Annotated in this window: 24 protein-coding genes and 1 tRNA gene; 12 read left to right on the top strand and 13 right to left on the bottom strand. The window is 72.8% G+C overall.

The window, feature by feature from the left end; translation table 11 throughout:
* Positions 1-89: 89 nt before the first annotated feature.
* Positions 90-452 (bottom strand): winged helix-turn-helix transcriptional regulator, encoded by a 363-nt coding sequence (locus GGE06_RS31675; protein WP_246532884.1) that lies wholly within the window; start codon positions 450-452, stop codon positions 90-92.
* A 70-nt stretch (positions 453-522) separates the two neighbouring features.
* On the opposite strand from GGE06_RS31675, the gene GGE06_RS31680 reads away from it, so the two are divergent.
* The gene (locus GGE06_RS31680; RefSeq protein WP_116161845.1) at positions 523-1,158 is read left to right on the top strand and encodes an NADPH-dependent F420 reductase; all 636 of its coding nucleotides are present in this window, start codon (positions 523-525) and stop codon (positions 1,156-1,158) included.
* A gap of 46 nt (positions 1,159-1,204) precedes the next feature.
* A complete protein-coding gene (locus GGE06_RS31685; RefSeq protein WP_116161846.1) occupies positions 1,205-2,137 on the top strand; it encodes an NADP-dependent oxidoreductase in 933 nt (310 codons plus the stop codon).
* Between the two features lie 4 nt (positions 2,138-2,141).
* Here GGE06_RS31685 and GGE06_RS31690 read toward each other — a convergent pair whose 3' ends face one another.
* The 5 genes from GGE06_RS31690 to GGE06_RS31710 are packed head-to-tail and all read right to left on the bottom strand — an operon-like array spanning position 2,142 to position 4,860.
* On the bottom strand, positions 2,142-2,459 hold the full coding sequence (locus tag GGE06_RS31690; protein WP_116161847.1) for a DUF202 domain-containing protein: 318 nt from the start codon (positions 2,457-2,459) through the stop codon (positions 2,142-2,144).
* On the bottom strand, positions 2,456-2,851 hold the full coding sequence (locus GGE06_RS31695) for a YidH family protein (RefSeq protein WP_116161848.1): 396 nt from the start codon (positions 2,849-2,851) through the stop codon (positions 2,456-2,458). Before GGE06_RS31695 ends, GGE06_RS31690 begins: the two co-directional genes overlap by 4 nt.
* A 46-nt stretch (positions 2,852-2,897) precedes the next feature.
* Entirely contained in the window at positions 2,898-3,431 is a 534-nt protein-coding gene (locus GGE06_RS31700; protein WP_116161849.1) for an NUDIX domain-containing protein, read from the bottom strand.
* A gap of 12 nt (positions 3,432-3,443) precedes the next feature.
* The gene (locus GGE06_RS31705) at positions 3,444-4,208 is read right to left on the bottom strand and encodes a glucose 1-dehydrogenase (RefSeq protein ID WP_184932435.1); all 765 of its coding nucleotides are present in this window, start codon (positions 4,206-4,208) and stop codon (positions 3,444-3,446) included.
* Positions 4,209-4,230: 22 nt separating this feature from the next.
* Positions 4,231-4,860 carry a TetR/AcrR family transcriptional regulator gene (locus GGE06_RS31710; protein WP_116165621.1) on the bottom strand — a complete coding sequence of 210 codons (630 nt, stop codon included), beginning with the start codon at positions 4,858-4,860 and terminating at the stop codon, positions 4,231-4,233.
* Positions 4,861-4,954: 94 nt separating this feature from the next.
* Here GGE06_RS31710 and GGE06_RS31715 point away from each other — a divergent pair, with 94 nt between their 5' ends.
* Both GGE06_RS31715 and GGE06_RS31720 read left to right on the top strand, forming a co-directional pair.
* A complete protein-coding gene (locus tag GGE06_RS31715) occupies positions 4,955-6,610 on the top strand; it encodes an FAD-binding dehydrogenase (RefSeq protein ID WP_116161851.1) in 1,656 nt (551 codons plus the stop codon).
* 77 nt (positions 6,611-6,687) lie between these two features.
* The gene (locus GGE06_RS31720) at positions 6,688-7,572 is read left to right on the top strand and encodes a TIGR03619 family F420-dependent LLM class oxidoreductase (protein WP_184932436.1); all 885 of its coding nucleotides are present in this window, start codon (positions 6,688-6,690) and stop codon (positions 7,570-7,572) included.
* 66 nt (positions 7,573-7,638) lie between these two features.
* Here GGE06_RS31720 and GGE06_RS31725 read toward each other — a convergent pair whose 3' ends face one another.
* On the bottom strand, positions 7,639-9,036 hold the full coding sequence (locus tag GGE06_RS31725) for a GntT/GntP/DsdX family permease (protein ID WP_116161853.1): 1,398 nt from the start codon (positions 9,034-9,036) through the stop codon (positions 7,639-7,641).
* Between the two features lie 45 nt (positions 9,037-9,081).
* A complete protein-coding gene (locus tag GGE06_RS31730; RefSeq protein ID WP_184932437.1) occupies positions 9,082-9,606 on the bottom strand; it encodes a gluconokinase in 525 nt (174 codons plus the stop codon).
* A 156-nt stretch (positions 9,607-9,762) separates the two neighbouring features.
* Here GGE06_RS31730 and GGE06_RS31735 point away from each other — a divergent pair, with 156 nt between their 5' ends.
* The 4 genes from GGE06_RS31735 to GGE06_RS31750 all read left to right on the top strand — a co-directional run bounded on the left by GGE06_RS31735 (position 9,763) and on the right by GGE06_RS31750 (position 13,942).
* Positions 9,763-10,464 carry a FadR/GntR family transcriptional regulator gene (locus GGE06_RS31735; RefSeq protein ID WP_116161855.1) on the top strand — a complete coding sequence of 234 codons (702 nt, stop codon included), beginning with the start codon at positions 9,763-9,765 and terminating at the stop codon, positions 10,462-10,464.
* Between the two features lie 182 nt (positions 10,465-10,646).
* Positions 10,647-12,104, top strand: coding sequence for an amino acid permease (locus tag GGE06_RS31740; protein ID WP_116161856.1), 1,458 nt, complete (start codon positions 10,647-10,649; stop codon positions 12,102-12,104).
* 123 nt (positions 12,105-12,227) lie between these two features.
* On the top strand, positions 12,228-13,313 hold the full coding sequence (locus GGE06_RS31745; RefSeq protein ID WP_116161857.1) for an S-(hydroxymethyl)mycothiol dehydrogenase: 1,086 nt from the start codon (positions 12,228-12,230) through the stop codon (positions 13,311-13,313).
* On the top strand, positions 13,313-13,942 hold the full coding sequence (locus tag GGE06_RS31750; RefSeq protein ID WP_116161858.1) for an MBL fold metallo-hydrolase: 630 nt from the start codon (positions 13,313-13,315) through the stop codon (positions 13,940-13,942). Before GGE06_RS31745 ends, GGE06_RS31750 begins: the two co-directional genes overlap by 1 nt.
* On the opposite strand, the gene GGE06_RS31755 is transcribed toward GGE06_RS31750, so the two are convergent.
* On the bottom strand, positions 13,926-14,855 hold the full coding sequence (locus GGE06_RS31755) for an RluA family pseudouridine synthase (protein WP_181924672.1): 930 nt from the start codon (positions 14,853-14,855) through the stop codon (positions 13,926-13,928). The two genes, GGE06_RS31750 and GGE06_RS31755, sit on opposite strands and share 17 nt — an antisense overlap.
* 81 nt (positions 14,856-14,936) lie before the next feature.
* A tRNA-Leu gene (locus tag GGE06_RS31760) sits at positions 14,937-15,024 on the bottom strand.
* Between the two features lie 210 nt (positions 15,025-15,234).
* Here GGE06_RS31760 and GGE06_RS31765 point away from each other — a divergent pair.
* The 3 genes from GGE06_RS31765 (at position 15,235) to GGE06_RS31775 (ending at position 17,887) form a co-directional block, all read left to right on the top strand.
* Complete coding sequence (locus GGE06_RS31765; protein WP_116161860.1) at positions 15,235-16,560, top strand: M20/M25/M40 family metallo-hydrolase; 1,326 nt, start codon at positions 15,235-15,237, stop codon at positions 16,558-16,560.
* A 140-nt stretch (positions 16,561-16,700) separates the two neighbouring features.
* Positions 16,701-16,934: a chaplin ChpH gene (gene chpH / locus GGE06_RS31770; protein ID WP_116161861.1), complete on the top strand. Its 234-nt coding sequence runs from the start codon at positions 16,701-16,703 to the stop codon at positions 16,932-16,934.
* Between the two features lie 140 nt (positions 16,935-17,074).
* Complete coding sequence (locus GGE06_RS31775; RefSeq protein WP_184932438.1) at positions 17,075-17,887, top strand: chaplin; 813 nt, start codon at positions 17,075-17,077, stop codon at positions 17,885-17,887.
* Positions 17,888-17,966: 79 nt separating this feature from the next.
* Here GGE06_RS31775 and GGE06_RS31780 read toward each other — a convergent pair whose 3' ends face one another.
* The gene (locus GGE06_RS31780) at positions 17,967-18,155 is read right to left on the bottom strand and encodes a DUF5703 family protein (protein ID WP_017241661.1); all 189 of its coding nucleotides are present in this window, start codon (positions 18,153-18,155) and stop codon (positions 17,967-17,969) included.
* A gap of 47 nt (positions 18,156-18,202) precedes the next feature.
* On the opposite strand from GGE06_RS31780, the gene GGE06_RS31785 reads away from it, so the two are divergent.
* A complete protein-coding gene (locus tag GGE06_RS31785) occupies positions 18,203-18,862 on the top strand; it encodes a hypothetical protein (RefSeq protein ID WP_116161863.1) in 660 nt (219 codons plus the stop codon).
* A 186-nt stretch (positions 18,863-19,048) separates the two neighbouring features.
* On the opposite strand, the gene GGE06_RS31790 is transcribed toward GGE06_RS31785, so the two are convergent.
* Both GGE06_RS31790 and GGE06_RS31795 read right to left on the bottom strand, forming a co-directional pair.
* Positions 19,049-21,439, bottom strand: a complete 2,391-nt coding sequence (locus tag GGE06_RS31790) for an ATP-dependent DNA helicase (protein WP_312883378.1) — start codon at positions 21,437-21,439, stop codon at positions 19,049-19,051.
* Complete coding sequence (locus GGE06_RS31795) at positions 21,436-22,413, bottom strand: aldo/keto reductase (protein WP_116161864.1); 978 nt, start codon at positions 22,411-22,413, stop codon at positions 21,436-21,438. Before GGE06_RS31795 ends, GGE06_RS31790 begins: the two co-directional genes overlap by 4 nt.
* Positions 22,414-22,424: the final 11 nt, after the last annotated feature.

Raw genomic sequence — 22,424 nt, forward strand, 5'->3', positions numbered from 1 at the left:
AGAGTGCCAGTCGGCCCCGGGCCCAGGGAAGTCGGAACGGACCCCTCCGGGAACGGCGGAAACGGCCGGGACGCGCAGGCCGGAGCCGACTACCCCTCGTCCCACCCCTGCGCCGCCGCGAACTCCTCCCCGTACTCCGCCGACCACCGCCCCAGCGCCTCGATCGGCCCGAGCAGCGAACGCCCGAGCGCGGTCAGCCCGTACTCGACCCGGGGCGGCGCCTCCTCGTACGCCCGGCGTTCCACCAGCGCGTACCCCTCGAGACGTCGCAGGGTCTCCGTCAGGACCTTCGCGCTGATCCCGCCGATCGCCGTCCGCAGCTCGCCGGGCCGGCGCGGCCCGTCCGCGAGCGCGTAGAGGACGACGCCGTTCCAGGTGTTGGCCAGCAGGTCGAAGCCGAGCCGCGCCCGGCAGTCCGCGAGGACCCGGTCGGGAGCCCTGTCGGGAACCAATTGGTAAGTCGCCCCCCGCCTACGGTCGTTGATGACAGCACGCACAACGGTACGTGAGGGAGGACGCCCCATGCGGGTGGGAATACTGGGTACGGGCGCGATGGCGCGGGCGCTCGGCGGAGGATGGGTCCGGGCGGGCCACGAGGTGCTCGTCGGCGGCCGCGACCCGGAACGGACCGCCGCGCTCGCGGCGAGCACGGGGGCCCGCCCGGGCACCCTCGCCGAGGCCGCCCGCTTCGGCGACGCGACCCTGCCGGCCCTGCCGTACGACGCCGTCCTGCCGGCCCTCGGCTCGGTGGGGCCCGTCGACTCGTTCGGCGGGCGGATCCTGATCGACTGCACCAACGCGGTCGGCCCCGGCCCCGTCCTCACCACCGGCGAGGGCCCCGGCGCCGCCCGCACCCTCGCGGCCGCGACGGGCGCCCGGGTCGTGAAGGCCTTCAACCACGTGACGCCGGCGGTGTGGAGCCGCACCCCGCCCGTCTTCGCCGACGGCCCGGTCGCCGTCCCCCTCTGCGGGGACGACGAGGAGGCCCTCGCCCTCGTCTCGACGCTCGCCGCCGACCTGGGCTGCGCCCCCTTCGTCGCCGGCCCGCTGGCCCACGCGGACCTCCTGGAGGCGACCACCGCCTTCCTCATCGGCCTGTGGACCTCGGGCCGTGACCCGCGCGCCATGCTCCCGCCGCCGGCGGCGCTCGGCGGCTGACGCGCCCCGGCTTGCGGGCCGGCCCGGACACCCGGAGGGTCGAGGTATGAAGGCGATCAGCTACAACCGGTACGGCGGCCCCGAGGTCCTGGAGTACGGCGAGCTGCCCGACCCCAAGGTCGGCCCCGACGAGGTCCTGGTCAGGGTGCGGGCGGCCGCCGTCAACCCCGTCGACTGGAAGGCGCAGGCCGGCTATCTCGACGGCATGCTCGACGTCGTGTTCCCCGTCGTGCCCGGCTGGGACGTCTCCGGCGTCGTCGTCCGGACCGGCGTCTCCGTCCCCGAGTACGACGCCGGGGACGAGGTCATGGGGTACGTCCGCGAGGACGTCCTCGCGCACGGCACCTTCGCCGAGTACGTCTCCGCGCCCGTCCGCACCCTCGCCCGCAAGCCCCGCAGCCTCGGATTCGAGGAGGCCGCGGCCCTCCCGCTCGCCGGCCTCACCGCGTACCAGGTGCTCCAGGCACAGGCCCTCGCGGTGCGCCCCGGGGACACCGTCCTCGTGCACGCGGCGGCCGGCGGGGTCGGCTCGATGGCCGTGCAGATCGCCCGGCACCTCGGCTGCCGGGTCCTCGGCGCGGCCAGGGACGCGGGCCTGGAGCGGGTCGCGGAGCTCGGCGCCGAACCCGTCCGCTACGACGAGGGGACGTTCGCCGAGCAGGTCCGCGCCCTCGCCCCGCAGGGCGTGGACGCCGTCCTCGACACCATCGGGGGCCCGTTCCTCGAACTCTCCGCCCGGCTCCTCGCCCCGGGGGGCCGCCTGGCGTCCATCGCCGACGGGGAGGTCCTCGCCCTCGGCGGCCGCTACTTCTGGGTCCGCCCCGACGCCGCCGACCTCGCGGCCCTCGCCGACCTGGCCGACGCGGGCGTCCTCACCGTACGGGTGGCCAGGACGTTCCCGCTGGAGCGGGCGGCCGACGCCCAGCGCGCCAACGCGGCGGGCGGGCTGAACGGCAAGGTCGTCGTGACCGTGCCCTGAGGGGTCACCAGATCACCGCCGCGCCGAAGACCGCGAGCGCGATCGTGCACACCACCGCGAGCAGCGCGCCCCGGTGGGAGAGCGGGAGCGGCCGGGCCGGCCCGAGGGAACGGATCCGGCGGTGGGCCACGGCCAGGAAGGCGATCCACACCAGGGAGGAGAGCGCCCACCCGGTCACCTCCTTGGCCGTGACCTCGTCGCTGACCGTCGCCTTCATCGCGAGCACCGCGACGACCGTGCACGACAGGGTCGTACGCCGCCACGCGAGCCGGGTCCGCTCCGGCTGGAGCCCCGGATCCCGTGCCTCGTCGGCCGGGCTCACTTCCCGGCCCAGCCGAAGACGACGAGCACCACCATGGCGAGCGCCACGACGGCCACCGCGAGGCTGAGCACCGCAGGGAAGCGGGACACCGGCAGGTCCTCGTTGCGCCGCATCGCCCGCTCGCAGCGCACCCAGTGGTTCACCGCCCGCAGGGCGCACAGCACACCGGCGACGAGCAGCGCGAGCGCGAGCCCGACGCGGACGCCCCAGCGCAGGTCCGGCAGGAACTGGTCGACGGCGAAACCGCCGCCGATCAGGGCGAGCGCGGTCCGGAGCCAGGCGAGGAAGGTCCGCTCGTTGGCGAGGGAGAAGCGGTAGTCGGGGGTGTCGCCCTCGTCCCGGATCCGCTGCGGCGCGAACCACAGCCGCAGACTCTGCACGAAATCGCTCACCCGTGCACCCTAACGGCCGGAAGATCGCCCCGCCCGACGCCGGAAGTCAGCCCGCCGTGTGGCCCTCCGCCCGCAGCAGCTCGTACGCCGCGAGCCCGTCCGGTACCCACTCCCAGGCGTCCGCCGTCCCCGGCAGCCGCCGTTCCAGTTCCTCGTCCGTGAGGAAGCCGTGCCAGGCGACCTCCTCCACCTGGGGGCTGACCGGCAGTTCGCAGCGGACCTCGTAGACCGCCGACCACCACTTCCCGGCCACGCCACCGGAGTCGTACAGGAAGCGCGTCACCGGCTCGGGGCGGGGCAGCCCGGAGACCCCGAGCTCCTCCTCGGCCTCCCGCAGGGCCGCCTCGTCGTAGGACTCGCCCGCGCCGACGACGCCGCCGACGAACATGTCGTACATCGAGGGGAAGACCAGCTTCGTCGGCGTCCTGCGGTGGACGAAGACCCGGCCCTCGGCGTTCCGGACCCGGATGAAGACGCAGCGGTGGATCAGGCCCCGCGCGTACACCTCACCGCGTGGGGCCCGCCCGACCACCCGGTCGTTCTCGTCGACGACGTCGAGGATCTCTTCGGAGGCGCTCATGCACCCATGAAATCACTGGCCCATGACGTACTTGACCGTCGGACCGGTCGTCCAGCCGCCGTCCACGGCGAGCTCCGCGCCCGTCACGTAGGAGGCGGCGTCCGAGAGCAGGAAGACGACCGCGCCCGCGATCTCGTCGGCCTCGCCGACCCGGCCCATCGGCGTGTTCGGGTACTTGCCCTCGCCGCGCTCGATGCCGACGGAGGCCGTCATCGGGGTGTAGGTCATGCCGGGGTGGACGGAGTTGACGCGGATCTTCGCCGTGCCGAGCTCCACCGCGCCGATCTTCGTCAGGCCGCGCACGCCCCACTTGGAGGCGCCGTACCCGGCGGTCAGGGCCAGGCCCATCAGGCCGGCGGCCGAGGAGATGTTGACGATCGAGCCGCCGCCGGCCTCCTTCATCGCCGGGATCGCGGCCTTCATGCCGATGAAGACGCCGGTCAGGTTGATGTCGAGGACCTTGCGGAAGTGCTCGACGGACTCGGTCTCCAGGAACGCGCCGGTGGAGATGCCGGCGTTGTTCACCAGACCGTGCAGCCCGCCGAACTCCGCCACCGCGAAGGCGACGGCCGCCGCCCACTCCTCCTCGGAGGTCACGTCGTGGTGCAGGAACCGGGCCCGCTCGCCGAGCGCCTCGGCGGTGGCCTTGCCGTCCTCGTCGAGGACGTCGGTGATCACGACGTTCGCGCCGGCGGCGACGGCCAGCTCGGCGGCCTCGGCGCCCAGGCCGCGGGCGCCGCCGGTGATGAGCACGGTCTTGCCGGTGAGGTCGTTCATGTGAGGTCCCTTTCAGCGGGGTTCAGACGCTCCGGGGCTGTGCGGCCCGGAGAAGCGCGGTGGTGGTCTCGACGAGGTCGGCGAGGAAGAGCGGCTCGCCGGTGAGGGGCTCGGTGCCGTCGAGGTACTGCCGGGCCCGGTCCGCCATCGCCGCGCCCACCACGGTCAGCGCCAGGTCGAGGCGCTCCAGGAGCAGCGGCTCGGGGAGCCCGCCGGCGGCCAGGCGGTCGGCGATCCGCTCGATCAGGCTCCAGTAGGAGGTGCCGGCGAGCGTGGGGTGCGGGGTGCGGGTGCGGACGCCGCTCTCGTGGCTGAGCTGCGCGGAGATCCGCAGGCAGCGGCGGCCCCGGTCGGTGCCCAGCTCGGTGGCCTCGGCGGTGACGAGCGCGGCGACCAGCTGCCGGAGGTCGTCGCCCGCGCCGGCCAGAAGAGGAGCGAGCACCTGTTCCGTACGGGTCTGGCGGCCGGCCATGACCGCGTCGAGCAGTCCGGCGCGCGAACCGAAGTGGTACTGCACGGCGGAGGGGTTGGCCTGTCCGGCCAGCGCCACGATGTCCCGCAGCTGTGCGCCGTCGACACCCTGTGCGGCGAAGAGCTCCTCCGCCGCGCGGATCAGTTTCTCCCGGGTCTCGGGCCCTGACGTCCTTGCCATACCCACATATTAATGCTCGACATTAGAAAACGGAAAGGTCGAGGAAGGGCTCGGACGGTTGACTCGATACATTCGTGTATCCAAGATGCGGTCCATGTCCTACGACGCTGATGTGATCGTGATCGGGGCGGGCCTCGCCGGCCTCGTCGCCACCGCCGAGCTGGTCGACGCCGGCCGCTCCGTGATCCTCCTCGACCAGGAGCCGGAGCAGTCCCTCGGCGGTCAGGCCCACTGGTCCTTCGGCGGCCTGTTCCTCGTCGACTCGCCCGAACAGCGCAGGATGCGCGTCAAGGACAGCCACGCCCTGGCCCTCCAGGACTGGTACGGCACCGCCGGCTTCGACCGCGACGAGGACCACTGGCCGAGGAAGTGGGCCGAGGCGTACGTCGACTTCGCCGCCGGCGAGAAGCGCGCCTGGCTCCACGCGCGCGGGGTGCGCTTCTTCCCCGTCGTCGGCTGGGCCGAGCGCGGCGGCTACGACGCGAACGGCCACGGCAACTCCGTACCCCGCTTCCACATCACCTGGGGCACCGGACCCGGCCTCGTCGCCCCCTTCGAGCGCAGGGTCCGCGAAGGAGCCGCCCGCGGCCTCGTCGACCTCCGCTTCCGCCACCGCGTCACTGGCCTCGGCCGCACGGCAGGAACCGTCGACACCGTCTCCGGCGAGATCCTGGAACCCTCCGCCGCCGCCCGCGGCACCGCCAGCGGCCGCGAGGTCACCGGCACCTTCGAGCTGCGCGCCCAGGCCGTGATCGTCACCTCCGGCGGCATCGGCGGCAACCACGACCTGGTCCGCGCGCAGTGGCCCGCCCGCCTCGGCACCCCGCCCGCCAAGCTGCTCTCCGGCGTCCCCGCCCACGTCGACGGACTGATGCTCGGCGTCGCCGAGAAGGCCGGCGCCCACCACATCAACCGCGACCGGATGTGGCACTACACCGAGGGCATCGAGAACTGGAACCCCATCTGGGCCCGGCACGGCATCCGCATCCTGCCCGGACCGTCCTCCCTCTGGCTCGACGCCACCGGCAAGCGGCTGCCCGTCCCGCTCTTCCCCGGCTTCGACACCCTCGGCACCCTCGAACACATCATGCGGACCGGCCACGACCACACCTGGTTCGTCCTCGACAAGCGCATCATCGGCAAGGAGTTCGCGCTCTCCGGCTCCGAGCAGAACCCCGACCTCACCGGCAAGTCCGTCCGCGACGTCCTCGGCCGCGCCCGCGCCGACGTACCGGCACCCGTCCGGGCGTTCATGGACCACGGCGTCGACTTCGTCGTCGAGAACGACCTCTCCGCCCTCGTCCGCGGCATGAACGCCCTCACCGACGAGCCGCTCATCGACGAGGCCGCCCTGCGCCGCGAGATCACCGCCCGCGACCGCGAGATCGCCAACCCCTTCACCAAGGACCTCCAGGTCACGGCGATCCGGGGAGCCCGCAAGTACCTGGGCGACAAGCTGATCCGTACGGCGGCGCCGCACCGCCTCCTCGACCCGAAGGCGGGCCCGCTGATCGCCGTACGCCTCAACATCCTCACCCGCAAGTCCCTCGGCGGCCTGGAGACCGACCTCGACTCCCGCGTCCTCACGGAGGGCGGCGAGCCCCTGGACGGCGTGTACGCGGCGGGCGAGGCGGCGGGCTTCGGCGGCGGCGGGGTCCACGGCTACCGCTCCCTCGAAGGCACCTTCCTCGGCGGCTGCATCTTCTCGGGCCGCGCGGCGGGCCGGGCGGCGGCGAAGGCGGTGGGCTGAGCCGCAGCCTCCCTGTGGTGCGGGTCACACACCAGGCCCTTCGTGTCGTGGGCCGCCCCCCTGCCCAGGATGAGGCCATGGACATAGGCATCGCCCTGCCGCAGTACGGCACCCACGCCCGCGCCGACCTCATCGCCGCCTTCGCGCGGGACGCCGAGGAGGCCGGGTTCGACTCGCTCTGGGTCGGCGACCGCGCCCTCACCCCGGTCGACCCCGGCGACCTCTATCCGGGACACACGCCCGAGAACCCGTACCCCCACCAGTACAAGACCTTCCTCGACCCGCTCACCGTCCTCACAGTCGCCGCCACGGCGACCGGCCGCGCCCGGCTCGGCACGAGCACCCTCAACGGCCCCTGGTACCCGCCGGTCCTCCTCGCGCGCTCGCTGACCTCGCTCGACCAGGTGAGCGGCGGCCGCCTCGACGCCGGACTCGGGATCGGCTGGCTCCGCGACGAGTACACCGCCGTCGGCGCCGACTTCCGCCGCCGCGGCGCCCTCCTCGACGAACTCCTCGACGTCCTCCACGGCATCTGGACCGAGGAGCGGTTCGGCCACGAGGGCCCGCACTGGACCATCCCCGCCTCGTACGTCGGTCTGCGCCCCGTCCAGCCGGGCGGCCCGCCCGTCTACCTGGGCGGCTTCAGCCCCGCCGCGCTGCGCCGGGTCGGTCGCCGGGCCGCCGGCTGGGTCGGCACCGTCCTGCCGCCCGCCATGGCCGGGCACCTGTGGGACGAGGCCCGGCGTGCCGCCGAGGAGGCCGGCCGGGACCCCGGCGCGCTGCGCCGCGAGATCCGCCACAACCCGGCCCCGGGCGCCACGGCGGACTCCGTCGCCGCCGTCCTCGCGGGGGTACGGGACACGGGCGCCGAAGGCTGCTTCGTCGACCTCCAGCAGTGCGTGGACGAGCCGGGCGAGGCCCTGGAGTTCGGCGTGAAGGTCCTGTCGCTGCTGCGGGGCTGAACGCGTACGCACGGGAGCCCCGGACGTCCAGAAGGACTTCCGGGGCTCCCGCGTACGCCCGGTCGCCTACAACACCAGTGACAGCAGCAGGACGAACACGATGCCGACGACCGAGATGATCGTCTCCATCACCGACCAGGTCTTGACCGTCTGGCCGACGTTCATGCCGAAGTACTCCTTCACCAGCCAGAAGCCGGCGTCGTTGACGTGGCTGAAGAAGAGCGAACCGGCACCGATCGCGAGGACGAGCAGCGAGACCTCACCGGTCGACATGCCCTCGGCGAGCGGGGCCACCAGGCCGGCCGCCGAGATCGTCGCCACCGTGGCCGAGCCGGTCGCGAGCCGGATCGCGACCGCGATCAGCCAGGCGAGCAGCAGGGCCGGGATCGACCAGCTCTTCGAGAAGTCGAGGATCATCTGGCCGACGCCGATGTCGATCAGGGTCTGCTTGAAGCCGCCGCCCGCGCCGACGATCAGCAGGATGCCCGCGATCGGGGCGAGCGACCTGTCGACGGTGGAGGACAGCTGCTCCTTGGTGAAGCCGGCCGCGCGGCCCATCGTGAACATGGCGACTATGACGGCCGCGAGCAGGGCGATCAGCGGCGAGCCGATGACGTCGGTGACCTTCTGCACGCCGTTCTCGGGGTCGTCGACCACGATGTCGACGAGCGCCTTGACCAGCATCAGGACGACGGGCAGCAGGATGGTCGCGACGGTGATGCCGAAGCCGGGGCGCTTCTCCAGGTCCGCGGAGGGGCGCGCCGGGATCATCTTCTCCGGGGCCTGGATGTCCACCCAGCGGGCGGCGTACTTGGAGAAGACCGGACCGGCGATGATCACGGTCGGGATGGCGACGACCAGGCCGAGCGCGAGGGTCACGCCCAGGTTGGCGCCGACCGCGTCGATCGCGACGAGCGGGCCGGGGTGCGGCGGGATCAGGCCGTGCATCACGGACAGGCCGGCCAGGGCCGGGATGCCGATCCGCATCAGCGAGTAGTTGCCGCGCTTGGCGACCATGAGGACCACCGGGATCAGCAGCACGATGCCGACCTCGAAGAAGAGCGGCAGGCCGATCACGGAGGCGATGAGGACCATCGCCCAGGGCATGCCCTTCTTGCCGGTCTTCGCCAGGATCGTGTCCACGATCTGGTCGGCGCCGCCGGAGTCGGCGAGCAGCTTGCCGAGGATCGCGCCGAGCGCGATGAGCACGCCCACGCCGGCGACGGTGTTGCCGAGACCGGTGCTGAACGACTTGATGGTGTCCGCGAGCGGGGCACCCGCGAACGCGCCGAGCGCCAGCGACCCGATGGTCAGCGCGAGGAACGCGTGCAGCTTGAACTTGGTGATGAGCAGGACGATGACGGCGATGCCGGCGAGCACGGCGATCCCGAGCTGGGCGTTGCCTGCCGAGGTGATCGGTTCGGCGGCGTCCGCTGCCAGGATCTCGACGCTGAGACTGGTCACGGTGGTGTCCTTCGTACGGGCAGGAATCGGGGGACGGGGGAGGGGTCAGCCGGCCAGGCCGCGCAGGGCGGCGACGGCGCGGGCGGTGATCTCCTCCGGGGTGCCGGAGACGTCGACGGCGACGCCGGCCTCGTCCTCCTGCAGCGGCTGCAGGGTGGCGAACTGGGAGTCGAGGAGCGCCGTGGGCATGAAGTGGCCCTTGCGTGCGGCCATCCGCTCCTCGATGAGCTCCCGGTCACCGGTCAGATGCAGGAAGACGACCCCGGGCGCGGCGGCACGCAGCCGGTCCCGGTAGACCCGCTTGAGCGCGGAGCTGCTCACGACCCCGCCGAGCCCGGCCCGGCCGTGCGCCCACTCCCCGATGGCGTCGAGCCACGGCCCCCGGTCCGCGTCGTCCAGCGGGACGCCGGCCGACATCTTGGCGACGTTGGCCGCCGGGTGGAAGTCGTCGCCCTCGGCGTACGGCAGGCCCAGCGCCTCCGCGACCAGCGGACCGACGGTGGTCTTGCCGGTCCCGGCGACGCCCATCACGACGACGACCGGGGGAGCGGTGAGGGGGGTGGTGCTCATGGGGGTGCCTCGCTGTCTTCTTCGACATCGATTCGGTGAATCCGTCGCGCTCATGAAACCCATTGGGTACGACTTATTCAAGAGACTGTGACTCAAAAGTCGTACTTTTAATTCCCGGATGTGATCACGCGCGCCCGCGCGCATAGGCTGGCCGTCATGACGACACCGGCCCAGGGGCTCCACTCACACGTCCTGGCCACCCTGGGCCTCGCGATCACCGCCGGGGAGTACCCGCCGGGCACCGTGCTGCGCACCGACGAGCTCGCCCAGCGCTTCGACGTCTCCCGGACCGTCGTCCGCGAGGTCGTCCGGGTCCTGGAGTCCATGCACCTCGTCGAGTCCCGCCGCCGCGTCGGCGTGACCGTGCTCCCCACGGCCAGCTGGAACGTGTACGACCCCCAGGTCATCCGCTGGCGGCTGGCCGGCGCCGACCGCCCCCGCCAGCTCCGCTCGCTCACCGTGCTGCGCTCGGCCGTCGAGCCCGTCGCCGCGGGGCTCGCCGCGCTGAACGCCACCCCCGAGCAGTGCCGCGAACTGACCGAGCAGGCCCTCGGCATGGTCGCCACCTCGCGCGGCCGGCGCCTGGAGGAGTACCTCGTCCACGACATCGCCTTCCACCGGGTCGTCCTCGTCGCCTCCGGGAACGAGATGTTCGCCCGCCTCGGCGACGTCGTCGCCGAGGTCCTCGCCGGCCGCACCCACCACCACGTGATGTTCGAGGACCCCGACCCGGCCGCCGTCACCCTCCACGTCCAGGTCGCCGAGGCCGTACGGGAGCGGGACGCGGCCCGCGCCGAGGAGCTCACCCGCCAGATCGCGGTCGGCGCCCTCCAGGAGCTGGACGTCCTCGCCCCGTAGCACATCGGCAGTTACTCGCCCGTAAAGCTCTGAACTAGCTCAAATATGGGCGTTCAGTGATGTGCGTCACAGTCAGTCAGGCGCTGTTGCCGTGAGTATGTGCGCTGGCCGTGCCGGGGACACCCCCCGTTCAGGTACGGCCGGGTACCGCACCACTCACCCTCACGAAGGCGAACAACTCCATGACTGACCGCGTCACCGCGGCCGAGCCGCTGTCCGCCGCTCCGGCGAACCCGGCCGCCTCCCCCCACGTCGACGCAGGCGACGCCGGATACCGCAAGGACCTCAAGTCCCGGCACATCAACATGATCGCCATCGGCGGCGCCATCGGCACCGGTCTCTTCCTCGGCGCCGGCGGCCGGATGTCCCAGGCGGGCCCGTCCCTCTTCATCGCGTACGCCGTCTGCGGCGTCTTCGCCTTCTTCGTGGTGCGCGCCCTCGGCGAGCTGGTGCTCTACCGCCCCTCCTCCGGCGCCTTCGTCTCCTACGCCCGTGAGTTCATGGGCGAGAAGGGCGCCTACACGGCCGGCTGGCTGTACTTCCTCAACTGGTCGACCACCGCCGTCGCCGACATCACCGCGGCCGCCACCTACGCCCACTTCTGGGCCATGTTCAGCGACATCCCGCAGTGGGTCCTCGCCCTGATCGCCCTCGCGGTCGTCCTCACCGCCAACCTCATCTCTGTGAAGTACTTCGGCGAGATGGAGTTCTGGTTCGCGATCATCAAGGTCGCCGCCCTCGTCGCCTTCATGCTCGTCGGCATCTTCCTCGTCGTCACCTCGCACGACGTCGGCGGCCACACCCCGGGCCTCGCCAACATCACCGACAACGGCGGCATCTTCCCCAACGGCATGATGCCGATGCTGCTGCTCATCCAGGGCGTCGTCTTCGCCTACGCCTCCGTCGAGCTCTGCGGCGTCGCCGCCGGCGAGACCGAGAACCCCGAGAAGATCATGCCGAAGGCGATCAACTCGATCATGTGGCGCGTGGGCCTGTTCTACGTCGGCTCCGTGGTCCTGCTCGCGCTGATCCTCCCGTACACCGCGTACTCCGGCGACCAGAGCCCCTTCGTCACCGTCTTCGACAAGCTGGGCATCCCCGGCGCCGCCGGCGTGATGAACCTCGTCGTCCTCACCGCCGCCCTCTCCAGCCTCAACTCGGGCCTCTACTCCACCGGCCGCATCCTGCGCTCCATGTCGCTCTCCGGCTCCGCGCCCAAGTTCACCGGCGTCATGAACAAGGGCGGCGTCCCCTACGGCGGCATCCTGCTCACCGCGGGCTTCGGCGTCGCCGGCGTCTTCCTCAACTACGTCATGCCCGGCGAGGCCTTCGAGCTGGTCCTCAACTTCGCCTCCATCGGCATCATCGGCACCTGGGCCATGATCATGATCTGCTCGCTGCTCTTCGTGCGCAGCGCCAGGCAGGGCAAGCTCACCCGCCCCGGCTACCAGCTGCCCTGGGCCCCGTACACCCAGATCGTGACCCTGGTCTTCCTCGCGGCCGTCCTCGTCCTGATGTGGATGGACGGCGGCATCAGCCGCACCACCGTGAACTGCCTGCCGCTCATCGCGGCCGCGCTCACCGGCGGCTGGTTCCTGGTCCGCCGCCGCGTCCGCGCCACCTCCGCGGCACAGGACTGAGCCTCCCCCACGGGAGACGGCGGGACCCCCACAGGCACGGCCTGCGGGGGTCTCGCCTTTTGTCAGGAGATAGTGGTACGCAAGAGCCTTACAAGATCCGCTTGAAGGGAAGGGAAGTTCGCGATGCCGCAGCACGTCCAGGGGGTCATCGCCCCCGGCAGGAACGAACCGGTACGCGTCGAGACCATCGTGATCCCCGACCCCGGCCCCGGCGAGGCCGTCGTCAAGATCCAGGCCTGCGGAGTCTGCCACACCGATCTCCACTACAAACAGGGCGCGATCAACGACGAGTTCCCCTTCCTGCTCGGCCACGAGGCCGCAGGAATCGTCGAGTCCGTCGGCGAGGGCGTCACCGACGTCACCCCCGGCGACTTCGTGATCCTCAACTGGCGCGCCGTCTGCGGCACCTGCCGCGCCTGCACCCGGGGCCGCCCCTGGTACTGCTTCGCCACCCACAACGCGAAGCAGAAGATGACCCTGCTCGACGGCACGGAGCTCTCCCCGGCCCTCGGCATCGGCGCCTTCGCCGAGAAGACCCTCGTCGCCGCCGGCCAGTGCACCAAGGTCGACCCCTCCGTCGCCCCCGAGGTCGCGGGCCTCCTCGGCTGCGGCGTGATGGCCGGCATCGGCGCCGCGATCAACACCGGGAACGTCGGCCGCGGCGACACCGTCGCCGTCATCGGCTGCGGCGGCGTCGGCGACGCGGCCGTCGTCGGCTCCCGCCTCGCCGGAGCCGCGAAGATCATCGCCGTCGACATCGACGACCGGAAGCTGGACAAGGCCCGCGAGATGGGCGCCACCCACACGGTCAACTCCCGCACCGCCGACGCCGTCGAGGCGATCCGCGAGCTCACCGGAGGCTTCGGTGCCGACGTCGTCATCGAGGCCGTCGGCCGCCCGGAGACGTACGAGCAGGCCTTCTACGCCCGCGACCTCGCCGGCACCGTCGTCCTCGTCGGCGTCCCCAGCCCCGAGATGAAGCTCGAACTCCCGCTCCTCGACGTCTTCGGCCGCGGCGGCTCGCTCAAGTCCTCCTGGTACGGCGACTGCCTGCCGTCCCGCGACTTCCCGATGCTCATCGACCTGCACCAGCAGGGCCGCATCGACCTCGCCGCCTTCGTCACCGAGACCATTGGCCTCGGCGACGTCGAGAAGGCCTTCGCCCGCATGCACGAGGGCGACGTCCTGCGCTCGGTGGTGGTCCTCTGATGGCCGCCCGGATCGACCACCTCGTCACCTCGGGCACCTTCAGCCTCGACGGCGGCACCTGGGACGTCGACAACAACGTCTGGATCGTCGGCGACGACACCGAGGCCATCGTCATCGACGCCGCCCACGACGCCGACGCGATCCTCGCCGCGCTCGACGGTCGCGCCCTGCGCGCCATCGTCTGCACCCACGCCCACGACGACCACATCGACGCCGCCCCGGCCCTCGCGGCCGCCACCGGCGCCCGGATCCTGCTCCACCCGGCCGACCAGCCGCTGTGGAAGCTCACCCACCCCGACCACAGCCCGGACGGCGAGCTGGCCGACGGCCAGGTCCTCACCATCGCCGGCACGGACCTCACGGTCCTCCACACCCCGGGCCACGCCCCGGGAGCGGTCTGTCTGTACGCCCCCGAGCTCGGCACGGTCTTCTCCGGCGACACCCTCTTCCAGGGCGGCCCCGGCGCGACCGGCCGGTCCTACTCGGACTTCCCGACGATCGTCGGCTCGATCCGCGAGAAGCTCCTCACCCTGCCGCCGGAGACGGTCGTCCGCACCGGCCACGGCGACACCACCACGATCGGGGCCGAGGCCCCGCACCTGGAGGAATGGATCAAGCGCGGTCACTGAGAGCCAGCCGGCTCTCGAACCGCACCTCGTCACCCGTGAACGGGTCGGTGAACTCCAGCGTCCGCGCGAGCAGTCGCAGCGGACGCGTGAAGTCCTCCGGCCCGTCCTCGCGGACCACCGGATAGACCGGATCGTCGAGGATCGGCAGCCCCAGGCCGTTCATGTGCACCCGCAGCTGATGGGTCCGCCCGGTCACGGGCACGAGCCGGTACCGCCCGAGCCCTCCCGCGTGCCCGAGGAGCTCGATCCGGCTCTCGGCGTTCGGCTCGCCCGGCACCTCCCGGGCGGCCATCACCCCGCGCTCCTTCTCGATCCTGCTCCGCACGGTCACCGGCAGCGCGACCGCCGGGTCGTACGGCGCCACCGCCTCGTACTCCTTGCGCACCACCCGGTCCCGGAACAGCGTCTGGTACGCCCCCCGGTCCTCCGGCCGTACGACGAACAGCACGAGCCCCGCCGTCAGCCGGTCGAGCCGGTGCGCGGGCTGGAGGCGCGCAAGCCCCAGGTCACGCCGGAGCCGGGCGAGCGCGGTCTCCGTGACGTGCCGCCCGCGGGGCATCGTCGCGAGGAAGTGCGGCTTGTCCACCACCACGATCCGCTCGTCCCGGTGCACGATCCCGATCTCGAAGGGCACCGGCGTCTCGGCGGGAAAGTCCCGGTGGAACCAGAGGTACCGCCCCGCGGCGTACGGCTCGTCGGCCCCGGCGGCCCGGCCGTCGGCCCCCACGAACCGCCCCTCGCGCAGCATCGCCCGCACCCGCTCGGCCCCCACGGCCCCCGCGTACCGCTCGACGAGATGGTCCCCGACGGTCTCCCAGGCCCCCTCGGGGTCCTCGGGCAGCCGCACCCGCACCGGGTCGATCCCCGCCCGCTGGGGGAGCGGCGCCTCCGGCGTCTTCCTTCTGCGTCCCACGCGTCCTACCGCCGTAACCGCCGTGACATAACGAGGTCGTGACATGACGAGAAAGGCCCCACATGACGTGGGGCCTTTCGCTGGTGTCCGAGGGGGGACTTGAACCCCCACGCCCGATAAAGGGCACTAGCACCTCAAGCTAGCGCGTCTGCCATTCCGCCACCCGGACAGGTGATCTCGTCTTCCGGGCTGTTGTGCCCTTCCGACGAGGAAAACCATAGCAAACATTCGGAGTGGTCGATCACCACCCCTGTTCGGCCCCTGTCATGTGACAGCCGCATGTCGGGGGACCGGCGGCCTTGGGCGCCGAGGGGGCCACGCGGGAGGATGGGGGCGACCACCAAGCAATCACGTGGGGCACGTAGTGGGAGGAAGCAGCGTGAGCGAGTCGAACACGGCCCGGAGCGTCAGCGGCGAGAATGAGGTGGTCGACCTCTGTCGCGACCTCATCCGCATCGACACCAGCAACTACGGCGACCACTCCGGCCCGGGAGAGCGGGCGGCGGCCGAGTACGTCGCCGAGAAGCTCGCGGAGGTCGGTCTCGAGCCGAAGATCATCGAGTCGCACAAGGGGCGGGCCTCCACCGTCGCCCGGATCGAGGGCGAGGACCCGTCGCGTCCGGCCCTGCTCATCCACGGCCACACCGACGTCGTCCCGGCCAACGCCGAGGACTGGACCCACCACCCCTTCTCCGGCGAGATCGCCGACGGCTGCGTCTGGGGCCGCGGCGCCGTCGACATGAAGGACATGGACGCGATGACCCTCGCGGTCGTCCGCGACCGGCTGCGCAGCGGCCGCAAGCCCCCGCGCGACATCGTCCTCGCCTTCCTCGCCGACGAGGAGGCCGGCGGCACCTACGGCGCCCGGCACCTGGTCGACAAGCACCGCGACCTCTTCGACGGGGTCACGGAGGCGATCGGCGAGGTCGGCGGCTTCTCCTTCACCGTCAACGAGAACCTGCGGCTCTACCTGGTCGAGACGGCCCAGAAGGGCATGCACTGGATGCGGCTGACCGTCGAGGGCACGGCCGGCCACGGCTCCATGACCAACGACGACAACGCCATCACGGAGCTCTGCGAGGCCGTGGGCCGCCTCGGCCGCCACCAGTGGCCGGTCAGGGTCACCAAGACCGTGCGGAGCTTCCTCGACGAGCTCTCGGACGCGCTCGGCACCCCGCTCGACCCCGAGGACATGGACGGCACCCTCGCCAAGCTCGGCGGCATCGCCAAGATGGTCGGCGCCACCCTGCGCAACTCGGCCGCCCCGACGATGCTCGGCGCCGGCTACAAGGTGAACGTCATCCCCGGCCAGGCCACGGCCCACGTCGACGGCCGCTTCCTGCCCGGCTACGAGCAGGAGTTCCTGGCCGACCTCGACCGGATCCTCGGGCCCCGCGTGAAGCGCGAGGACGTGCACGGCGACAAGGCCCTGGAGACCAGCTTCGACGGCGCCCTGGTCGACGCCATGCAGCTGGCGCTGCGCGCCGAGGACCCGATCGCCCGCGCCGTGCCGTACATGCTGTCCGGCGGCACCGACGCCAAGTCCTTCGACGACCTCGGCATCCGCTGCTTCGGCTTCGCCCCGCTCCAGCTGCCGCCGGAGCTCGACTTCGCCGGCATGTTCCACGGCGTGGACGAGCGGGTCCCGGTGGACGGCCTGAAGTTCGGCGTCCGCGTCCTGGACCGGTTCATCGACGCCTGCTGAGGAACCCCTCGGATTCGTCCGCCCGTTTGTATGTGACCGGAAAGAGTGAATGCACTCGGGGGCTCGTAGCCCCCATCATTCCCCCTCGTTACAGGTGATGCGGTCCGCGGCTGGGACCGCATTGCCAACTAGGAGGAATAATGATCAAGAAGGTCGTCGCCGCTGCGGCTGCCACCGGCGGTCTCGTTCTCGCGGGCGCGGGCATGGCCGCTGCCGACGCGGGTGCCCAGGGTGCCGCCATCGGTTCCCCCGGCGTGCTCTCGGGCAACGTCGTCCAGGTGCCGGTTCACGTCCCCGTGAACGTGTGCGGCAACACGGTCTCCGTGATCGGCCTGCTGAACCCCGCCTTCGGCAACACCTGCGTCAACGCCTGACGTTGTGCCTCGCCCCGTGAGGGTGTGAGCCGGTCCGGCCCCGGAGTGCGTGCCATGCACTCCGGGGCCGGTGGCCATTTCCGCCCCGGGCCGTCCGCCCGGTGGCACTCTTTCGAAGCCGAGCAGGCAGGGAACAAGCTATGCGACAGGTCACGCGCAAGGGCCTCATCACCGTCGCGGCCGCCGGAGGCGTTTTCGCCGCCGTCGGCGGCGGATATGCGCACGCCGATTCCGGCGCGTACGGTACGGCCATGAATTCCCCGGGCGTCGCGTCCGGGAATTCCGTCCAGGTCCCGGTGCACGCACCGGTGAACGCCTGCGGAAACACCGTCAACGTCATCGGGCTGCTCAATCCGTCCTTCGGCAACACGTGCGCCAACTCCTCCGGGGCGAGCGGAGGCTCCTCCGCCGGCGGCCACACGGGCAACTCTCCCGGCGTGGGCTCCGGCAACACCGTCGAGGTGCCGATCGACGCCCCGGTGAACGTGTGCGGCAACAACGTCACGGGCGTCGGCCTGGGCAACGCGGTCATGGGCAACGACTGCGCGAACGGCGGGGACACGGGGTACGGGGAGGAGACTCCGGGGACCCCTGGTACGCCCGGCACTCCTGGGACCCCCGGCACCCCCGGTACGCCCGGCACTCCTGGGACCCCCGGCACCCCCGGTACTCCGGGGACACCTGGCACTCCGGGGACCCCGGGTACTCCGGGCACCCCCGGTACGCCTGGCACCCCCGGCCACCCGGGTACGCCTGGGACTCCCGGTACTCCGGGCACTCCGGGGAACGAAGGCGGGCACAACACTCCCGGTACCCAGGTCGTCACTCCGCCGCGGGCCGTCGAGGAGCTCGCCGAGACCGGCTCCGGTCCGCTCGGCGTGATCGTCCCCGCCGGCGCCGGGATGCTGCTCGCCGGCTCGCTGATCTACCGCCGCGCCCGCAGCGCCGCCTGAGCCACCGCGCTCACGCACCACGCACAGGGGCCCCGCACACCGCGGGGCCCCTTCTCGATTATCGATGCTCCGGTCCTCGCTACCAGGTCGCCCGGATCTGGCGGATGATCCGCCGCTTCAGCCGCACTCTGCGGCTGCCGTCCCGGTGCAGGCTCAGGCGGTCCAACTCCCAGTGTCCGTACTCGGCATGGTCGGTCAGGAGCCGCGTCGCCTCCTTGCGGGAGACACCGCGCGGCACGTACACGTCGACAAATTCGTATTCCGGCATCGCATCTATTGTGCGGGCACGGGCCCGGTACGGATAGCGTCTGTCCCATGTCTGATGCTGCGCAGCCGACCGCTGCCGAGGTACGTGCCGCCGCCGAGGCGGTCAAGACCGCACTGGACCGTCACCTCGCGGCGGTCGAACGCCGCACGGGAGACGACGACACGGCCGTGTTCGAGGCCTTCAACGCCCTCGCCTCGGCGGCCGAGGCGTACGACGAACTCCTCTACGACCGCTACGACGAAGTCACCCCCTTCGAGATCCCGGGGGCCGACGGCAACCTGCCGCCGTACGCCGGACCTGACGAACCTCACGCCCTCAGCCTCCTGATCCGCCGCGACTACGCGGTGGCCGAGCCGCAACGGCTGCTCGCCCAGGCCCGCCGGGTCGCCGAGCTCGACGACGACGCGGACACCCGTGCGGTCGCCAAGGCCGGGGCCTCGCCGCTCGCCGCGCTCGGCGTGCTGTTCGGCGAGTACGAACCGGACGAGATCGCCTCCCGGCACAAGGAGTTCGGCCTGGAGGAGGGGGACTCCACGCTCTGGGTCACCGCCGCCGAGGAGCTCCCGGAACCGGGGGAGTGGCTGGCCGCCCCCTTCGACCACGCCGACCCGGAGCGGATCGTCTGCCGCTTCGACGTCAGCTCCGTCTTCGACGAGGAGGACGAGGAGGAGCCCGTGGACGCGGGAGCCCGCGGCGCGGACGTCTGACGGGCGGCCTGGGGGCGCGTGGCAGGACGCCTGACCGGACGTGCCTCCGGGGGCGTGACGGGACGGGCTTCCGGACGCCGATCCGGGACACCTCGACCGGACGCGTTTCCGGACGCCTTTCCGGACGGCGGAGGGCCGGGACACCGCGTGCGGTGTCCCGGCCCTCCGCCGTCGTCCCGGTGCGCCCTACTCCTCGTCGGCGGCCAGCAGGCCCTCCAGGAGTGGCCGCAGGCGCGTCGTGCGCTCCGGGACCACGCCCTCGGCCACCGCACGGGCCAGCGCCTGGTCCACACCGTGCACGACCGACAGATGGCGCTCCGCCCGGCCGAAGGCCGTGTACACCCACGGCCGGCTCAGGCCGCCCGCGGCGTCCCCGGGCAGCACCACGACCACCGCGGGCCAGCGCGTCCCGGCCGCCTGGTGCGCGGTGAGCGCCCAGCCGTGCCGCAGCACCGACTCCACCCGCTCCTTCGGTACGAGGACCTCCTCGTCCCCGCACCGCAGCCGCAGGCCCTCGGCGTCGGCCCCCAGGACCGTCCCCGTCACCGTGCGCCCCGGCGCGGGCGCGTACGCCACCCGGTCACCGGGGTCGTAGCCCCCGAAGCGGCCCGGTCCGGGGTTGAGCCGCTGCTTCAGGGCGGCGTTCAGCGCGCGCGTACCGGCGGAGCCGCCGTGGCCGACCGTGACGACCTGCGTCTGCTCGGACGGCACCCCGATCGCCCGGGGCACCGAGTCGGCCACCAGCTGGACCGTACGGTGCACGGCCTCGCCCGCGTCCCGCACCGGGACGATCACGATCTCCTTGCCGGGGGCCTCGACCTGGTTCAGCTCGCCGACGCCGATGCCCGACACCAGCTCGCCGAGCGGTCCCGGGTCGGGGACGCGGGAGGCGACCCGGGGGCACACCCGGGCCGCGAGCACGTCCGCGAAGACCCGGCCGGCGCCCGGCGCGCCGAGCACCTCCGGGTCGCCGCTCAGCACCAGCCGGCAGCCGTCCGGCAGCGACTCCACGAGCATCGCGCCGGTCTCCACGTCCAGCTGCGGCGCGTCGAGGACCACGAGCAGGTCGAGGGCGAAGGCGCCGTCCTCGTCCCGGCCGGGACCGGCCGCGCCGGACAGCAGCGCGGCGACCGTCACGGCCTCGGCCCCGGCGGCGCGTCGCCCGCCGTCCGCGTGGACGGCCACCAGGGTGCGCAGCCCGCGCTCCCGGGCCGCGGCGGCGAGCGCCACCGGCTCGGTGCGGGAGGCCTCACCGCCGGTGTGGAGGACGAGCCCGTGCGCCCCAGCGGCGCGCTCGAGCTCGCTGCCCTCCCAGGCGTCGGCCTTCGCGGTCCTCACGAGGCGGGCGAGACCGTCCGCGAGGCTCTCCTCGGCGAGCGCGTACCGGTCGAGCCCGATCAGCACGGGCGCGGCGGGCTCCTGCTCCTGTTCCTGTTCCTCGGAGCTCTCCTCCTCGGACTCCTCGGCCGTCTCCTCCTCCTGGAAGACGAGGACCGCGCCCTCGGAGACCGCCGTCTCGACGGCCTGCTCCGGATCGGGCACGGCGTGTCCGGCGAGCCCGGCGCGCACGGCCTGGATCTCCAGGGCCGTGTGCCCCTGGAGGGCGGCCCGTTCGAGGAGCCACGCCGTCAGGGCGACGGCGCGGCGCGGGTCGCCGGGGCCGCACGCGGGGCCGAGCAGGGCGCGCGCGAAACCGTCGGCCTGCTCCGGGCGGACCCCGGACACCGCGAGCAGCTGCCACGGGTCCTCGCGCAGCGCCGCGGCCGCGCCCTCGCCGAGCGCGGCGGCGACCTGGCCGGCCAGCGCCTCGGGGGCGCCGCCCTGGGCGAGGACCTCGCGGACGGCGGCCGTGGCGCCGGGCGCCGGGGCCGCCGGCCGCTCCGGTGCGGGGGGCCGCACGGTCATCGGCGGGGCCGTCTCGGCGGCGGGGCGGCGGGGGGCGGGCTCGGGTGCCTCGTAGAAGGTGCTGCCCGAGGCGGTGCCGCCCTCGACGGCCCGGACGGCGGCGAGGAGATCGGCCGCGGTGCCGCTCAGCTTGGTGCCGCCGGCCACCGGTCCGCTCTTCTCGGCCTTCCGGGCCTCGATCCTGGCCCGCAACTCCCGCTGAGCGGCAAGCTCGGCCTGGGCGTCACTCAACTCGGCCGCGTCCCCCTCGACGCCCCCGGCCTCCGTACCGGCCTCGTCGGCGGAACCGGCCTCGCCGCCGGTAGCGGTCTGCTCGGCGGAACCGGACTCTTCGCCGGAGCCGGGCTCGTCGCTGCTGCCGGACTCGTCGCCGGAGCCCGGCTCATCGACGGCGCGGGCTTCCTCGGTGGAGCGGGCTTCCTCGGCGGCGCCGGCCTCGTCGCCGGCGCCGGCCCCCTCGGCCGCCCCCGACTGCTCATGGGCGTCCGGGCCCTTGCCCGTACCCGGCTCCTCGGCCGCCCCCGACTGCTCATGGGCGTCCGGGCCCTTGCCCGTACCCGGCTCCTCGGCCTCACCCGGCCGGTCGTCGGAGGCCGGGGCCCCGGGGGCCTCCCCCAGGTCCTCGGCAGGGGCCACGGCCTCGGGCGCGGTCTCCCCGGAAGGCTCGGTCACAAGGTGCTCCAGTCGTGATCCGGATAGCGGTGCACGGGCGCCGACACATCGTCCAGCGCCCGACAGATCTCGTCAGGAAGACTAAGCGCCTCCACTGACAACGCGGCCGTGAGCTGGCGCGCCGTGCGCGCGCCGACGATCGGGGCCGTCACTCCGGGGCGGTCGCGCACCCACGCGAGCGCGACGTGCAGCGGGGTCGTCGCCAGTCCGTCCGCCGCCGTCGTCACCGCGTCCACGATCCGGCTCGCGGCCTCGTCCAGGTACGGCTCCACGAAGGGCGCCATCGTCTCCGAGGCGCCCCGCGAGTCCGTCGGCGTGCCGCTGCGGTACTTCCCCGTCAGGACCCCGCGCCCCAGCGGGGAGGAGGGCAGCAGGCCTATGCCGAGGTCCATCGCGGCCGGCAGCACCTCGCGCTCGATGCCCCGCTGGAGCAGCGAGTACTCGAGCTGGGCGCCCGCGAGCCGGGTCCGGTCGCCGCCGAGCTGCCAGGTGCCCGCCTTGGCGAGCTGCCAGCCGCAGAAGTTCGCCACGCCCGCGTACCGCGCCCGCCCGCTGCGTACGGCGATGTCGAGCGCCTGGAGCGACTCCTCCAGAGGCGTGTACGGGTCGAAGGCGTGCAGTTGCCACAGGTCCACGTGGTCGGTGCCCAGGCGGGCGAGGGAGGCGTCGAGCGCGGCGAGCAGGTGCCCGCGCGAGCCGTCCGTGCGCCGGTCCGGGTCCGGGACGCTGCCGGCCTTGGTGGACAGGACGAGGTCCTGCCGGGACACCAGGCGCTCCATCAGCCGCCCGAGCAGATACTCCGCCTCGCCCCCGCCGTACACGTCGGCGGTGTCCACGAGCGTGCCGCCCGCGTCCCAGAACGCCTTCAACTGCTCGGCGGCGTCGTGCTCGTCGGTGTCCCGGCCCCACGTGAGGGTGCCGAGTCCGATGCGCGACACGCGCAGGCCGGTACGTCCGAGATGCCTCTGCTCCATGGGCGCGAGAG

This window comes from Streptomyces nymphaeiformis, assembly GCF_014203895.1.
Lineage (GTDB): Bacteria > Actinomycetota > Actinomycetes > Streptomycetales > Streptomycetaceae > Streptomyces > Streptomyces nymphaeiformis.